This is a genomic window from Pseudoxanthomonas sp. J31 (assembly GCF_000510725.1).
In the GTDB taxonomy this organism is placed as follows: domain Bacteria; phylum Pseudomonadota; class Gammaproteobacteria; order Xanthomonadales; family Xanthomonadaceae; genus Pseudoxanthomonas.
Window position 1 is genome coordinate 78,595 of sequence record NZ_AZNZ01000010.1, and the last position, 13,883, is coordinate 92,477.

Annotated in this window: 13 protein-coding genes; 10 read left to right on the forward strand and 3 right to left on the reverse strand. The window is 73.0% G+C overall.

What is annotated here, in order from left to right:
• Positions 1 to 45: 45 nt before the first annotated feature.
• Positions 46 to 1,269 carry an imidazolonepropionase gene (hutI, locus tag PSEJ31_RS0111735; protein WP_028915555.1) on the reverse strand — a complete coding sequence of 408 codons (1,224 nt, stop codon included), beginning with the start codon at positions 1,267 to 1,269 and terminating at the stop codon, positions 46 to 48.
• Between the two features lie 94 nt (positions 1,270 to 1,363).
• Between hutI and PSEJ31_RS16040 the strand changes: the two genes are divergently transcribed.
• The 3 genes from PSEJ31_RS16040 to PSEJ31_RS0111750 all read left to right on the forward strand — a co-directional run bounded on the left by PSEJ31_RS16040 (position 1,364) and on the right by PSEJ31_RS0111750 (position 4,899).
• Positions 1,364 to 2,587, forward strand: coding sequence for a formimidoylglutamate deiminase (locus PSEJ31_RS16040; protein WP_019399591.1), 1,224 nt, complete (start codon positions 1,364 to 1,366; stop codon positions 2,585 to 2,587).
• A gap of 315 nt (positions 2,588 to 2,902) precedes the next feature.
• Positions 2,903 to 4,126, forward strand: a complete 1,224-nt coding sequence (locus tag PSEJ31_RS0111745) for a histidine kinase (protein WP_232211018.1) — start codon at positions 2,903 to 2,905, stop codon at positions 4,124 to 4,126.
• Positions 4,123 to 4,899 carry a LytTR family DNA-binding domain-containing protein gene (locus PSEJ31_RS0111750; protein WP_028915557.1) on the forward strand — a complete coding sequence of 259 codons (777 nt, stop codon included), beginning with the start codon at positions 4,123 to 4,125 and terminating at the stop codon, positions 4,897 to 4,899. Before PSEJ31_RS0111745 ends, PSEJ31_RS0111750 begins: the two co-directional genes overlap by 4 nt.
• 40 nt (positions 4,900 to 4,939) lie before the next feature.
• Here the strand turns inward: PSEJ31_RS0111750 and trxA are convergent, their stop codons facing one another.
• Positions 4,940 to 5,797, reverse strand: coding sequence for a thioredoxin (trxA, locus tag PSEJ31_RS0111755; protein WP_028915558.1), 858 nt, complete (start codon positions 5,795 to 5,797; stop codon positions 4,940 to 4,942).
• 192 nt (positions 5,798 to 5,989) lie between these two features.
• Here trxA and PSEJ31_RS16045 point away from each other — a divergent pair, with 192 nt between their 5' ends.
• The gene (locus tag PSEJ31_RS16045; protein ID WP_051403732.1) at positions 5,990 to 6,643 is read left to right on the forward strand and encodes a DUF998 domain-containing protein; all 654 of its coding nucleotides are present in this window, start codon (positions 5,990 to 5,992) and stop codon (positions 6,641 to 6,643) included.
• Here the strand turns inward: PSEJ31_RS16045 and PSEJ31_RS0111765 are convergent.
• The gene (locus PSEJ31_RS0111765; protein WP_019399596.1) at positions 6,591 to 6,842 is read right to left on the reverse strand and encodes a SemiSWEET transporter; all 252 of its coding nucleotides are present in this window, start codon (positions 6,840 to 6,842) and stop codon (positions 6,591 to 6,593) included. The genes PSEJ31_RS16045 and PSEJ31_RS0111765 overlap by 53 nt on opposite strands.
• 250 nt (positions 6,843 to 7,092) lie before the next feature.
• Between PSEJ31_RS0111765 and leuS the strand changes: the two genes are divergently transcribed.
• The 6 genes from leuS to rlmH all read left to right on the forward strand — a co-directional run bounded on the left by leuS (position 7,093) and on the right by rlmH (position 13,827).
• Positions 7,093 to 9,744: a leucine--tRNA ligase gene (gene leuS, locus PSEJ31_RS0111770; protein ID WP_028915559.1), complete on the forward strand. Its 2,652-nt coding sequence runs from the start codon at positions 7,093 to 7,095 to the stop codon at positions 9,742 to 9,744.
• A 338-nt stretch (positions 9,745 to 10,082) separates the two neighbouring features.
• Positions 10,083 to 10,703, forward strand: coding sequence for an LPS assembly lipoprotein LptE (gene lptE, locus PSEJ31_RS0111775; protein WP_037035097.1), 621 nt, complete (start codon positions 10,083 to 10,085; stop codon positions 10,701 to 10,703).
• A 25-nt stretch (positions 10,704 to 10,728) separates the two neighbouring features.
• Positions 10,729 to 11,766, forward strand: coding sequence for a DNA polymerase III subunit delta (holA, locus tag PSEJ31_RS0111780; protein ID WP_019399781.1), 1,038 nt, complete (start codon positions 10,729 to 10,731; stop codon positions 11,764 to 11,766).
• Between the two features lie 11 nt (positions 11,767 to 11,777).
• Entirely contained in the window at positions 11,778 to 12,449 is a 672-nt protein-coding gene (nadD, locus tag PSEJ31_RS0111785) for a nicotinate-nucleotide adenylyltransferase (RefSeq protein WP_019399782.1), read from the forward strand.
• Positions 12,450 to 12,520: 71 nt separating this feature from the next.
• A complete protein-coding gene (gene rsfS, locus PSEJ31_RS0111790; protein WP_019399783.1) occupies positions 12,521 to 12,934 on the forward strand; it encodes a ribosome silencing factor in 414 nt (137 codons plus the stop codon).
• A 422-nt stretch (positions 12,935 to 13,356) separates the two neighbouring features.
• Positions 13,357 to 13,827, forward strand: a complete 471-nt coding sequence (rlmH, locus tag PSEJ31_RS0111795; RefSeq protein WP_028915561.1) for a 23S rRNA (pseudouridine(1915)-N(3))-methyltransferase RlmH — start codon at positions 13,357 to 13,359, stop codon at positions 13,825 to 13,827.
• Positions 13,828 to 13,883 lie beyond the last annotated feature (56 nt).

Genomic DNA, 13,883 nt, shown 5'->3' on the forward strand with positions numbered 1-13,883 from the left:
CGCCTGGCGCCGCGTTCTGCGTTTCGGGGCAGGGTTTCCCGCGCCTCAGTACAGCTGGCGGCCGCCGCTCCAGGCCGAGGCCGCCAGGTTGCCGCCCAGCCAGTAGCAAAGTTCGGCCGGCGCCTTCGCGTTCCACAGCACGAAGTCCGCGCGCAGGCCCGCGGCCAGGCGGCCGCGATCATGCAGCCCGAGCGCACGCGCGGCGTGCACCGTGGTCCCGCGCAGGGCTTCCTCCGGGGTGAGCCGGAAGTGGGTGCAGGCCAGGGACATGGCCAGGCGCAGCGACTGCAGCGGCGAGGTGCCGGGATTGCAGTCGGTGGCCACCGCCATCGCCACGCCCCGGGCACGGAATGCATCCAGCGGCGGCAACCGCGTCTCGCGCAGCACGTGGAAGGCGCCGGGCAGCAGCACGGCCACCGTGCCGGCGCGTGCCATCGCCGCCACGCCTTCGGGCGAGGTGTGCTCGACATGGTCGGCCGAGAGCCCGCCGAATTCCGCCACCAGGGCCGCGCCGGCGCCGTCGCTGAGCTGGTCGGCGTGCAGCTTCACCGGCAGGCCGAGCGCGCGCGCGGCCTCGAACACCCGGCGGGTCTGCGCCGCATCGAAGCCGATGCGCTCGCAGAACGCATCCACCGCGTCGACCAGGCCTTCGGCGTGCAGCCGCGGCAACCATTCGCAGACCGCGGCGATGTAGTCGTCGGCGCGGCCGGAGTACTCCGGCGGCAGCGCGTGCGCGCCGAGGAAGGTGGTGCGCACCTCGATGCCCAGGCTGGCGCCGACCTGGCGCGCGACCTGCAACATGCGCCGTTCGCTGTCGAAGTCCAGGCCATAGCCGGACTTGATCTCCACGGTGGTGGCGCCGTCGGCCACCAGCGCGCGGGCGCGCGGCAGCGACTGCGCCAGCAGGCTGGCCGGATCGGCGGCACGGGTGGCGCGCACGGTGGAGACGATGCCGCCGCCGGCGCGGGCGATCTCCTCGTAGCTGGCGCCGGCCAGGCGCTGCTCGAACTCGCCGGCGCGGTTGCCACCGAACACCAGGTGGGTGTGGCAGTCGACCAGGCCCGGCGTCACCAGGCGACCGCCGGCCTGCAGCACCTGCGCGGCCAGTGGACCATCGCCGGCCGGCAATGCCCCGCGTGGGCCGACCCAGGCGATGCGGCCGTCCTTCCACGCCAGCGCGCCGTCCTCCACCAGGCCGTAGCCGGGGCCGTCGAGGGTGGCCAGGCGCGCATCCAGCAGCAGGCCGTCCCACAGCGGCGGGCGGGTCATCGGAAGCCCTCGCGGGCCATCGGGATCGCGTCGGTCATGGCCGGGATTCTCGCACGCACATGCCGGCCCGCGGTCCGCCGGGCACAATGCGTCCATGCCCGATCACCACTCCTTCGCCCTGGCCGGCATCGCCAACCTGCATTCGCACGCCTTCCAGCGGGCGATGGCCGGGCTGGCCGAGCACCGCACCCATCCGCAGGACAGCTTCTGGACCTGGCGCGAGCTGATGTACCGCTTCGCCGCGCGCATGGATCCGGACAGCACCTACGCCGTGGCCGCGCAGCTGTACGCGGAGATGCTGGAGGCCGGCTACACCACGGTGTGCGAGTTCCACTACGTGCACCACCAGCCCGACGGCACGCCCTACGCCGATCCGGCGGCGATGTCGCGCGCGCTCGTCGCCGCTGCGCGCGATGCCGGCATCCGCCTGACCCTGCTGCCGGTGCTGTACATGAGCGGCGGCTTCGCCGGCGAGCCACTGTCGCCGCGGCAACGGCGCTTCGCCCACGACGTGGACGGCTTCCTGCGCCTGCTGGAGGCGCTGCGCCCGCTGCAGGACGACATGCTGCGCGTCGGCTGCGCCTTCCACAGCCTGCGCGCGGTGCCGGAGGACGCCATGCGCGCGGTGCTGGCGGCGCTGCCGGCGGACACGCGCATCCACCTGCACATCGCCGAGCAGGTGCCCGAAGTCGAGGCCAGCCTGGCGGTGCGCGGCGAGCGTCCGGTGGAATGGCTGCTGCGCCGCTTCCCGGTGGACCGGCGCTGGACCCTGGTCCACGCCACCCACCTGGACGCCGGGGAGGTGCAGGGCATCGCCGCCAGCGGCGCCACCGTGGCGATCTGCCCGACCACCGAGGCCAACCTCGGCGACGGGCTGTTCCCGCTGCGCGAATACCTGGATGCCGGCGGCCGCTGGGGCATCGGCTCGGATTCGCACGTGTCGGTGTCGCCGGTGGAGGAGCTGCGCTGGCTGGAATACGGCCAGCGGCTCTGCGCGCGGCGCCGCAACATCGTCGCCAGCGTGGACCACCCGCGCGTCGGCGCCAGCCTGCTGGCCGGGGTGGCCGCCAGCGCGGCCGATGCCACCGGCTTCGCGGATACCTCCGGCGACCTCGTCCTGCTCGATGCCGGCGCCGCGCAGCTGGCCGGGGCCACGCCGGACGACCTGGCCGACCGCTGGCTGTTCGCCGGCAACCGCCCGCTGGTGGCCGAGACCCGGGTGGCGGGCCAGGTGCGCGTGCGCGCCGGCCGCCACGTGGACGCGGATGCGATCGCCGCGCGCTACCGCAAGGCGCTGGCGGGCCTGCTGGCCGGCTGAGCGCCCGCGCCGCGCAGGCGGGCATTCGTCGCGCCTGCGGCCGCGTCCGTCGCAGGCGTGCACGGGCCCGGCCTGGACGCCGATCATGGCGGCACCCAGGACAGCAGGGAATGCCTGCATGGACACCCTTGCCGCATCGGCCCGGCCATGTCCCGTGCGCACCTGGCGGAACGGGGCATGCGCTGGCGCCACGCCGCGCATGCTGTCCCGCCGGCGGCCGCACGCGGATGGACGTGGCCCGGCGCCTGGCGCCGCCGCGGGCCATGCCGGCGGCGCTGCTGTGCAATGCCGGCGACCGTCGAGGAAAGCCACGGGATGAAAACCGACGCGGACTATCCGCTGCAGCAGGTCCTGCCGCCGGAGGTGCTGGTGGGCAGCCACGCGGCCTGGGGCCACTACCGCCAGTACCCGGTGTTCAGCCGGCCCTGGCTGCTCGGGCGCGCCTGGCTGTTCTGCGGGATGAGTGCGCTGCTTGCCACGCTGACCGGGACCGTGACCGGGCTGAGCACGCGCGATGGCTGGTTCGGGCTGTATTACGCCGCGGTCCAGTTCGCCTTCTTCTGCCTGTTCACCATGCTGGCACCGGTAATGGCCACCTGGGTGCGCCATCGTGGCTGGCCGGCGCGGCGCGAACGCCGGGCGGTGGTGGCGGCGGTCCTCCTTGGCATCGCGCTTGGCGTCGCAGTGGACATCGTGGTTTCGGCCCACATCAGGGAACTGGTCCACGCGCATGGCCTGCAGCGGACCCCACCGCCGGACCTGGGGCCGGTGCTCAACGCGGCCCGCAGCTTCCTCGAGCTGATCGGGCTGGCCATCCTGCATGCCCTGTTGGGTGGTGGCCTGGCGCTGCCGGCGTATTTCAGCGAGCGCCGGCGCTGGGAAGAGCACCGCCACGCGCGCGAGCTGGAGGCGATGGCCGCGCGCGTGCGCGAGGCCGACCTGCGCCTGGGCGTGCTGCAGGCCCAGGTCGAGCCGCACTTCCTGTTCAACACCCTGGCCTCGGTGCGCGCGCTGGTGCGCCAGGATCCGGCCCAGGCCGAGGCCGCCCTGGACGCGCTGGTCGCGTTCCTGCGCACGGCCATCCCGCGCCTGCGCGACGACCACCGGCTGCTTTCGACCCTCGGCCAGCAGCTGGACATCTGCACCAGCTACCTGGCGGTGATGCAGGTGCGCACGGGCGGCCGCCTTTCATGGACGGTGCGCGTGGAGGAGGCGCTGCGCGGCCTGCCGTTCCCGCCGGCGCTGCTGATCACCCTGGTGGAGAACGCGGTCAAGCACGGCATCGAGCCCAGGCCAGGGCCGGGACGGGTGGAGATCGACGCTTCGGCCGAGGGCGGGGACCTGGTGGTCCGCGTCCTCGACGACGGCGCCGGCCTCAAGCCCGGCCTTGGCAGCGGCATGGGCCTGGCCAATGTGCGCGAACAACTGGCACACCGTTTCGGCCGCCGGGCATCGCTGCGGTTGCAGCCGCGCGAGGGCGGCGGCGTGGTCGCCATGATCGCGCTGGAGCGTTCGGCACTGGAGGAGGCAGGGACGTGAGCACGGGAAAGGTGGTTGGCCTGGTGGCCGAGGACGAGGCGCCGCAGCGGCGCGCGCTGGTCGAACAGTTGCGCCTGGCCTGGCCGGAACTGGAGCTGGCGGCGGTGTGCGAGGACGGCGAGGCGGCGCTGGACGCGGTGGCCGCGCACCGGCCGCAGGTCGCGTTCCTGGACATCCGCATGCCCGGCGCCAGCGGCATGGACGTGGCGCGTGCGGTGGCCGGCCATGGCGGCCTGGTGGTGTTCACCACCGCCTACGACGATTACGCGGTGCGCGCGTTCGAGGCCGGCGCCGCCCACTACCTGCTCAAGCCGCTGCAGCCGCAACGCCTGGAACAGGCGGTGGCGCGCCTGCGGCAGCGGCTGCAGGAGCGCGCCGCGGGCGGCGGCCCCGACCTGCAGGCGCTGCTGGACGGACTGGAGGCGCGCCTGCGCCCGCGCGGCGGGCAGCTGATCCGCTGGATCACCGCCAGCGTCGGCGACAGCGTGCGCATGATCGGCATCGACGAGGTGCTGTTCTTCCAGGCGCAGGACAAGTACGTGCGCGTGGCTACCGCCGGCGGCAACGCGCTGATCCGCACGCCGCTGAAGGAACTGCTGATGGGGCTGGACCCGGACGTCTTCTGGCAGGTGCACCGCGGCGTGGTGGTCCGGGTCGCGGCGATCGACCGCCTGCTGCGCAACGAACTGGGGCGCCACGGCCTGCGGCTGAAGGGCCATCCCGAGGTGCTGCCGGTCAGCGGCGCGTTCCTGCACCGCTTCCGCGGGATGTGAGGCGGCCGGCGCGGCGGCGGTGCCGCGCCGGCGGCATGGATCAGAACAGCAGCGAGGCCATCCTGCGGCGGTACTGGCTGACCAGGTCTTCGTCCTCGACCACGCGGAAGGCATCGATCAGCGCCTTCTTCGCCAGGCCGTCCTGGTAGTCGCGGCCGCGGCGCAGCAGCTCCAGCAGGTTCTCCAGGCCGGCGGCCGAATCGCCGCCGACCAGCTGGTGCACGGCCAGCAGGTGGCGGGCGGCGTGGTCGTCCGGGTCGGCGGCCACGGCCCGTTCCAGGGCGGCCTGCGCCGGCGCGTCCTTGAGCAGGGCGGCGAAACCCAGGCGCGCGCGGGCGCGCACCGCACGGTCGTCGGCGGCCAGGTTGGCCGGCAGCGCGTCCAGCAGCTTGCCGGCCTCGTCCGCCGCGCCGGTGCGCAGCAGGGCCAGGGCCAGGTCGAGCTTCAGCTCTTCCTTGTCCGGTTCGGCCTGCACCGCCTGGCGCAGGCGCAGCACTTCCTCGTGCGGATCCAGCGGCGCGGCGTCGGCTTCGGCGGCCTCGGCGCCGGCCAGCGGCTGGATGCCGTGCTGCTGCAGGAACTGGCGCAGCTGGCCTTCCGGCAGCGCCCCCTGGAACGCGTCCGCCGGCTGCCCGCCGACCAGCAGGAACACGGTCGGCACCGAGCGGATCTGGAACGCGGCGGCGATCTGCTGCTGCTGGTCCACGTCGACCTTGGCCAGCACGAAGGCGCCACCGTACTCGCCGGCCAGCTTTTCCAGGATTGGGCCCAGCGACTTGCACGGCCCGCACCAGGTCGCCCAGAAATCAACCAGCACCGGCACCTGCAGCGATTTCTGCAGCACCTCGGTCTCGAAGTTGTCGGTGGTGACGTCGACGACGTGGGGGAGATTGGACATTGCGGGCATCCGGATCGGGAAAGTGGACAGATGGGGCCGCGGCCGTGGCTTGCAAGGGCGCGGCGCACGCCGGGGTTGCAGTCTAGCGGCCTGGCGGCGGAGCATGGCCGGCCCGCCACGGCCCCGCGCAAGCCCCATGTCACGTTTCCTCCCGTTGCCGTCCGCGTTTCCCGCACGCGCCGGGGACGCCGCGTGAGCGCGCCTTCGGCGCGGATGCGCATCGCGGCCGCGGTCGCAGCGGCCCTGGCCTGCGTGGTGGCGGCAGTGCTCGCCGCGGCGCGCCTGGACGGTTATTCGCACCTGCTCCACCCGCTTGGCCTGCTGGGCGCGCGCCAGCTCGGCGGCGCCGGCCTGGCGTTCGGGCTGGCCGCCTACGTGGCACCGGGCCTGGCCCAGGCCTGGCAGGTGCTGCGCCTGCGCGCCGGCCTGCCGCCCGGATCGAGGCTGCTGGCCGGGATCGGCCTGCAGCTGCTGCTGGTCGGTGCGCTGGCGTTCGCCGCCCAGGGACTGTTGCGGCTGGACCTGGAGGCGCTGGATGCGGGTGCCAGCCGCTGGCACGCGCTCGCCTGGCTGGCCTGGGTACTGGGCTTCGTACTGGGTGGCGGCGCGCTTGCCCTGGGGCTGCGCGGGGTCCGCGGTGCCGGCCGCCTGGCCCCGATTTCCCTGGGCGCGGCGGTGCTGGTACTGGCCGGCGCCTTCCTGCTGGGCGACTGGATCGGTCCGGCCCTGGCCCAGCGCCTGGCCATCCTCGGCTGGTTGGGCTGGGGCGTGGCCGCGGCGGCCCAGCCGCGGCTCAGCCGTGCCGCAGCTTCAGCGCCAGGATCAGCAGCGCCAGCACCAGGGTGACCACGTTCGACAGGATCATCGGCCACGAGCCGAGCACGATCCCGTAGGCCAGCCAGAAGCACAGGCCCACGGTGAACACCACGTACATGCCCAGGGAAATGCCGCGGGTGTCGCGGCTGCGCAGGGTCTTCAGCGCCTGCGGCACGAAGGCCACCGTGGTCAGGGTCGCGGCCACGAAGCCCAGCCAGTGCCCGCTCACGCCCGCTCTCCGGCACGCGGGAGCGGGGGGCGCGCGCCCGCGCCGGAAACCCTGAATACGGGAGCTGTGCGGCGGGGGCGGGAGGGCGGGAACCGGGTCGGCATGTCCGGGCCTTGGTGGTGGCTGGACGATGGTAGCCGGCGCTGCCGGGAAGGGGCTTCCGCGCCCGGGGCGGCAGGCGTTCCGGGTGGAGCCGGATGCTGCACTGCGGTACCCTTGCGGACTTTGCCGCAGCCGCCGCGAACTGCAAATGTCCGCCGTCCCCGAAAACGTCTCCGCCTACGATCCCAAGCCGGTCGAATCCGCCGCCCAGGCGTTCTGGGAAGCGACCCGCGCCTTTGAGGTGGACGAGTCCTCCGACAAGCCCAAGTACTACTGCCTGTCGATGCTGCCGTACCCGTCCGGTGCGCTGCACATGGGCCACGTGCGCAACTACACCATCGGCGACGTGATCAGCCGCTACAAGCGCATGACCGGCCACAACGTGCTGCAGCCGATGGGCTGGGACGCGTTCGGCCTGCCGGCGGAAAACGCGGCGATCAAGAACAAGGTCGCCCCGGCTAAATGGACCTACAAGAACATCGAGCACATGCGCGCCCAGCTGAAGTCGCTGGGTTACGCCATCGACTGGTCGCGCGAGTTCGCCACCTGCACGCCCGAGTACTACGTGCACGAGCAGCGCATGTTCGTGCGCCTGATGCGCAAGGGCCTGGCCTACCGCAAGAACGCGGTGGTCAACTGGGACCCGGTGGACCAGACCGTGCTGGCCAACGAGCAGGTGATCGACGGCCGCGGCTGGCGCTCCGGCGCGCTGGTGGAGAAGCGCGAGATCCCGCAGTGGTTCCTGCGCATCACCGACTACGCCCAGGAGCTGCTGGACGGCCTGGACGAGCTGCCGGGCTGGCCGGAGGCGGTCAAGACCATGCAGCGCAACTGGATCGGCCGCTCCGAGGGCCTGGAGATCCAGTTCGAGGTGGTCGACGCGGCCGGCGCGGCGCTGGAGCCGATCCGGGTATTCACCACCCGCCCGGACACGCTGATGGGCGTGACCTTCGTTTCCATCGCCGGCGAGCATCCGCTGGCGGTCAAGGCCGCCGCCGCCAATCCGGCGCTGGCGGCGTTCCTGGATGAGCTCAAGCGCGGCAGCGTCTCCGAGGTCGACATCGAGACCCAGGAAAAGCGCGGCATGGACACCGGCCTGAAGGCGGTGCACCCGGTCACCGGCGAGCAGGTGCCGATCTGGGTCGCCAACTTCGTGCTGATGGGCTACGGCACCGGCGCGGTGATGGCCGTGCCCGGCCACGACCAGCGCGACTTCGAGTTCGCCAGCAAGTACGGCCTGCCCAAGGTGCAGGTGATCCGCCTCAAGTCGCCGCGCAACGAGGACGAGGCGACCTGGGATGCGCAGGTCTGGCGCGACTGGTACGGCGACAAGACCCGGGAGGACCTGGAGCTGGTCAATTCCGGCGAGTTCGACGGCCTGGACTACCGCGGCGCGTTCGAGGCCCTGGCCGAGCGCTTCGAGCGCCAGGGCCGCGGCCAGCGCCGGGTCAACTACCGCCTGCGCGACTGGGGCGTGAGCCGCCAGCGCTACTGGGGCTGCCCGATCCCGGTGATCTACTGCGACAAGTGCGGCGCGGTGCCGGTGCCGGAGGACCAGCTGCCGGTGCTGCTGCCGGAGGACGTGGAGTTCACCGGCGTCGGCTCGCCGATCAAGGCCGATCCCGAATGGCGCAAGTGCAAGTGCCCGGAGTGCGGCGCCGACGCCGAGCGCGAGACCGACACCTTCGACACCTTCATGGAGTCGAGCTGGTACTACGCACGCTACACCTCGCCCAAGGCGCGGGAGATGGTCGACAAGCGCGGCAACTACTGGCTGCCGGTCGACCAGTACATCGGCGGCATCGAGCACGCGATCCTGCACCTGATGTACTTCCGTTTCTTCCACAAGCTGCTGCGCGATGCGCGCCTGGTGGACAGCGACGAGCCAGCGACCAACCTGCTGACCCAGGGCATGGTCATCGCCGACACCTACTACCGGCAGAACCCGGACGGTTCGAAGGACTGGATCAACCCGGCCGACGTCGACGTGCAGCGCGACGAGCGCGGGCGCGTCACCGGCGCGGTGCTGCGCGCCGACGGCCAGCCGGTGCTGGTCGGGGGCACCGAGAAGATGTCCAAGTCCAAGAACAACGGCGTGGACCCGCAGGCTATGGTCGACAAGTACGGCGCCGACACCGTGCGCCTGTTCTCGATGTTCGCCGCGCCGCCGGAGCAGTCGCTGGAGTGGAACGAGGCCGGCGTGGACGGCATGGCGCGCTTCCTGCGCCGGCTGTGGTCGCAGGTGCAGAAGCACGCCGCCGACGGCCCCGCGCCGGCGCTGGACGTGTCCGCGCTGGATGCCGGGCAGAAGGCGCTGCGGCGCAAGACCCACGAGACCATCGAGAAGGTGGGCCACGACTACGAGGTGCGCCACGCCTTCAACACCGCCATCGCCGCGGTGATGGAGCTGCTCAACGCGGTCTCGAAGTTCGACGACGCCAGCCCGCAGGGCCGCGCCGTGCGCCAGGAGGCGCTGGAGGCGGCGGTGCTGCTGCTCAACCCGATCACCCCGCACGCCAGCCACGCGCTGTGGCAGGTGCTGGGCCACCCGGAGACGCTGCTGGAGGACGTGCCGTTCCCGAAGGCCGACCCGGCGGCGCTGGTGCGCGCCGCGGTGACCCTGGCGGTGCAGGTCAACGGCAAGCTGCGCGGCACCATCGAGGTCGCCGCCGACGCCCCGCGCGACCAGATCGAGGCCCTGGCCAAGGCCGAGCCGAACGCGGCCAAGTACCTGGAAGGCCTGGCCATCCGCAAGGTGATCGTGGTGCCGGGCAAGATCGTGAACATCGTCGCCGCGTAGCGGCGCCGATGTTCACGGCGGGTGCGGCCTGCGGCCGCTTGCCCAAGGTTCCTTGCGGAACCTTGGGCCCCGCCGCTGCCATGCCTCCATCCCCCGTGCGCGCTGCGTGCGGACAGCACCCAACCTGGGGGGGGGAGGTAGCGTCGGTTGTTCCCGCCTGGCGCTGTCGGTGCGGAGGAGCCTTGGCACCCACGCCTTGAACGTCCATCCCCCGATCCGCGCTGCGCGTATTGCATCCGGGTGGTGCCGGCGCGGGTGCTCTCAAGCGGCGTTCACGGGGAATCGGTCAGGCTTCGCGCCTGTTGCCGCCCGTCGCGGCCTCGTCCAGACTTCTCCACATGATTGCGACCGCGTCCCCGCCCGCCCGGGCGCTGCTCTTCCTCGCCACCCTGGCCCTGGCCGGATGCGGCTTCCACCTGCGCGACCGCATCGCCCTGCCCAGCGATGCGCCGCCGGTGCAGGTGTACTCGAGCACCCCGTACAGCTCGCTGGTGACCCTGCTGGAGCGCAACCTGCGCAACGCCGGCGCCAAGGTGGCCGACGAGGGCACCGCCGGGGGCGAGGTGCTGCGCCTGGAAGTGCTGTCCGAGCGCTGGGGCGACCTGCCGATCGCGATCGACGAGCAGGGCCGCGCCCAGGAATTCTCGCTGCGCTACGCCACCGTGTTCACCGCGGTGCTGGGCGACGGCACCGTGCTGGTGCCGCGGCAGTCGGTGGAACTGGCACGCGACTACGTGTCGCCGCCGGAGGACGCCACCGGCACCAGCAGCGAGCGCGAGATCCTGGCCGACGAGCTGCGCCGCGAGATGGCCGCCTCGATCCTGCGCCGGCTCGACAGCGTGGTCCGCGCCGATCCCTCGCGCGCGCGCCCGGTGCGTGCGCCGGAGGCCGCGCCCGCGCCGGGCGAAGCCGGGGCGGCGGAAGAGGGGCCCGCCTCCCTCGACGCCCCGGTGCGGTGAATCCGATGCAGCCAGGCCCGGCCCGATGGAGCTGAAGCCCGAACAGCTGGTCGCGCATGTGGGCAAGCAGCCGCTGCAGCCGGCCTATCTGGTCGCAGGCCCGGAAACCCTGCACGTGCTGGAAGCCGCCGACGCGGTGCGCGCGCGCGCGCGCGCCGAGGGCGCCGAGCGCGAGGTGTTCGAGGCCGAGGGCCGCGAGCCGGACTGGGATGCGCTATCGGCCAGCTTCGACGCGCCCGGCCTGTTCGCCTCGCGCCGCCTGCTGGAACTGCGCCTGCCCAATGGCAAGCCGGGCAAGACCGGTTCGGAAGTCATCATGGCCTTCTGCGCCAACCCGCCGCCGGACGTAACCCTGCTGATCGTGGCCAACGAATGGAGCAAGGCGCACCAGGGCAAGTGGTACGAAGCGGTCGCCAGGCACGGCGTGGTCTCCATCGCCTGGGCGCTCAAGCCGCACGAGTTGCCGGGCTGGATCGAGCGCCGGCTGCGCGACCGCGGCCTGCGCGCCAGCCCCGAGGCGGTCCAGGGCCTGGCCGAGCGGGTGGAGGGCAACCTGCTGGCTGCCGCGCAGGAGATCGACAAGCTGGCGCTGCTGGCACCGGGCGCGACCCTTGACCTGGACACGATGGAATCGCTGGTGGCCGACGCCGCCCGCTACGACGTGTTCCGCCTGGTCGAGACCGCGCTGTCCGGCCAGGCGGCGCAGGTGCGGCGCATGCTGGCCGGCTTGCGCGCCGAGGGCGAGCAGGTGGCCGGGCTGATGCCGGTGGTGATCCGCGAGCTGCTGCGCGCCGCCGCGCTGGCCCGTGCCCAGGCGCGTGGCGCCAACCTCGCCGCGGAAATGAAGTCGCAAGGCCTGTGGGAGGCACGCCAGGCGCCGTTCAAGCGTGCCCTGCAGCGGCACGCCGCGCCGCTGCGCTGGAACCGGTTCGCCGCCTACGCCTCGCGCGTGGACCGCGCGGCCAAGGGCCGCGCCGCCGGCGATCCGTGGCTGCTGCTGGAGCGGCTGCTGCTGGCAATCGCCGATACCCCCGCCACCCGGCTGCTCGCGACCGCCGGGTGAGTCCGCCGGCCATGCTCAGGCTCTGGTACGGCGGCACCTTCGATCCGGTCCATTGCGGCCACCTGGCCATCGCCCGCGCAGCCGCCGACGCGTTCGGCGTGCCGGTGACCCTGGCCCCGGCCGCCGATCCGCCGCACCGCGCCGTGCCCGGCGCCAGCGCCCACCATCGTGCGCGCATGCTCGATGTGGCCGCGGCCGGCGATCGGCGCTTGCGCGTGGACCGGCGCGAGCTGGAGCGCAGTGGCCCGTCCTGGACCATCGACACCCTGCGCGAACTGCGCGTGCTGCACGGCGGAGACGCGCCGCTGGCGCTGCTGCTGGGCGCCGACAGCTTCCGCTCGCTGCCGCAGTGGCACCAGTGGCGGGAGATCCTCTCGCTGGCGCACCTGGTGGTGGCCAGTCGCGGCGACGAGCCGGTCGACCGCGGGCTGCCACCGGAGCTGGCGGCAGCCACCGAAGGGCGCTGGTGCGACTCGCCGGCGGCGCTGGCCGCGGCCGCCGGCGGCCGGATCCTGCCGCTGCGGCAGCCGCTGCATCCGCAGTCGGCCAGCGCGGTGCGAGCCGCGATCGCCGCCGGCGATCCGGGCTGGCAGGGCATGGTGCCGCCGGCAGTGGCCGGCTACATCCTCCGCCACGGCCTGTACGGTGCCGGGCAGGGTGCGCACGGCGTGACGGGTACGTGACGCCGCCGCCGGTATAATCCGCACCCCTGTCGGCCAAGTGCCGGCCATTCCCCAGCTACCTCGAGTCTTCCTTGAACAACCAGGCCCACGTCATCAAGCCCCGGCTGCCCGAGCCGCCCCCTTCCGCCGACAAGCTGCTTGCCGCCGTGCGCGCCGCGGTGGAGGAGATCAAGGCCAAGGACGTCGTGGAGATCGACGTGCGCGGCAAGACCAGCGTGGCCGACCACCTGGTGATCGCCTCGGGTACATCCACCCGCCACGTGAAGTCCATCGCCGACGAGGTGGTGAAGTTCGCCAAGAAGCTCGGCGCGCAGCCGCTTGGCGTGGAAGGCGAGCGCGAGGCCGAGTGGGTGCTGGTGGACCTGGGCGACGTGATCGTCCACGTCATGCTGCCGCGGGTGCGCGAGTTCTACGCGCTGGAGCGGCTGTGGAGCGTCGGCGACCAGCAGCCGCGCTCGGCCGCGGACGTCGACGACGCCGGCTGATCCAGCGCCCGCGCATGCGGGCGGCACCGCACGAAGCAAGGGCCGCGCCTGGGCGCGGCCTTTGCGTTCCTGCGCCGGTGGGCGTCGCGCTCCTGCGTGCAGAAGGCGTGCCCGCGCGTGCGTGGCGCGCCGATGCGCCTGCTGCCTGGTGCGACTGCGGCCCCGCAACCGCCTCGCTGCCGGGGTTGTGCCGGGTTGATCGCCGCCGCTCCTGACGCCCGCCGGCCGCGGGAAGGCGGTGTGACGCAATCGGGCGTGCCGGCCCGCCGCGGCCTCCGCTGCCCCGGCCAGCCGCTCGTTCCCGCCCGCGTGACTGGCGCGCGGATCCGGTGGCAGCCAGGGAGCGGGCAGGAGAGGCCGTGCATTGCGCAGGCAGGCGCGGTGCGGCCTGGCTGCGGCCTGGTGGTGCGTATCATGTGCCGATGAAGGCACGTCTGATCGCAACCGGCGAACGCGCTCCCTCCTGGGTGGCCGAGGGTTTCGCCGAGTACCGCAAGCGGCTCTCGCACTGGATGCCGCTGGAACTGGTGGAAGTGGAGCCGGGCCTGCGCGGCAAGGGCCGCGATCCGCTGCGGGCGATCGAGGACGAAGGCCGGCGCGTGCTGGCGGCGCTGCCGAAGAACGCACACGTGGTCGCGCTGGACGTGCCCGGCAAGCCGTGGTCGTCCGAACAGCTGGCCGCGCGCATGGAGCACTGGCGGCAGCAGGGTCGCGACCTGGCGTTCCTGATTGGCGGCCCGGAAGGGCACGCCCCCGAGGTCAGGGCCATGGCCCACGAATCCTGGTCCCTGGGCCCGCTGACCCTGCCGCACATGCTGGTGCGCCTGGTGGTGGCCGAGCAGCTGTACCGCGCCGCGGCCATGCTGGCCAACCACCCCTACCACCGCGCCTGAATACGACCCGGTCCCAGCGCCCACCATACGGGGCGTTTCATTAGTTCGTTCTATGT

What these genes read in the sequence shown, in the direction of transcription:
- nadD (WP_019399782.1), top strand. Translation starts at nt 11,778, where the DNA reads ATGCTCAGGCTCTGGTACGGCGGCACCTTCGATCCGGTCCATTGCGGC.
- trxA (WP_028915558.1), bottom strand. Translation starts at nt 5,797, where the DNA reads ATGTCCAATCTCCCCCACGTCGTCGACGTCACCACCGACAACTTCGAG.
- rlmH (WP_028915561.1), top strand. Translation starts at nt 13,357, where the DNA reads ATGAAGGCACGTCTGATCGCAACCGGCGAACGCGCTCCCTCCTGGGTG.
- hutI (WP_028915555.1), bottom strand. Translation starts at nt 1,269, where the DNA reads ATGACCCGCCCGCCGCTGTGGGACGGCCTGCTGCTGGATGCGCGCCTG.
- lptE (WP_037035097.1), top strand. Translation starts at nt 10,083, where the DNA reads ATGATTGCGACCGCGTCCCCGCCCGCCCGGGCGCTGCTCTTCCTCGCC.
- PSEJ31_RS0111745 (WP_232211018.1), top strand. Translation starts at nt 2,903, where the DNA reads ATGAAAACCGACGCGGACTATCCGCTGCAGCAGGTCCTGCCGCCGGAG.
- PSEJ31_RS16040 (WP_019399591.1), top strand. Translation starts at nt 1,364, where the DNA reads ATGCCCGATCACCACTCCTTCGCCCTGGCCGGCATCGCCAACCTGCAT.
- leuS (WP_028915559.1), top strand. Translation starts at nt 7,093, where the DNA reads ATGTCCGCCGTCCCCGAAAACGTCTCCGCCTACGATCCCAAGCCGGTC.
- holA (WP_019399781.1), top strand. Translation starts at nt 10,729, where the DNA reads ATGGAGCTGAAGCCCGAACAGCTGGTCGCGCATGTGGGCAAGCAGCCG.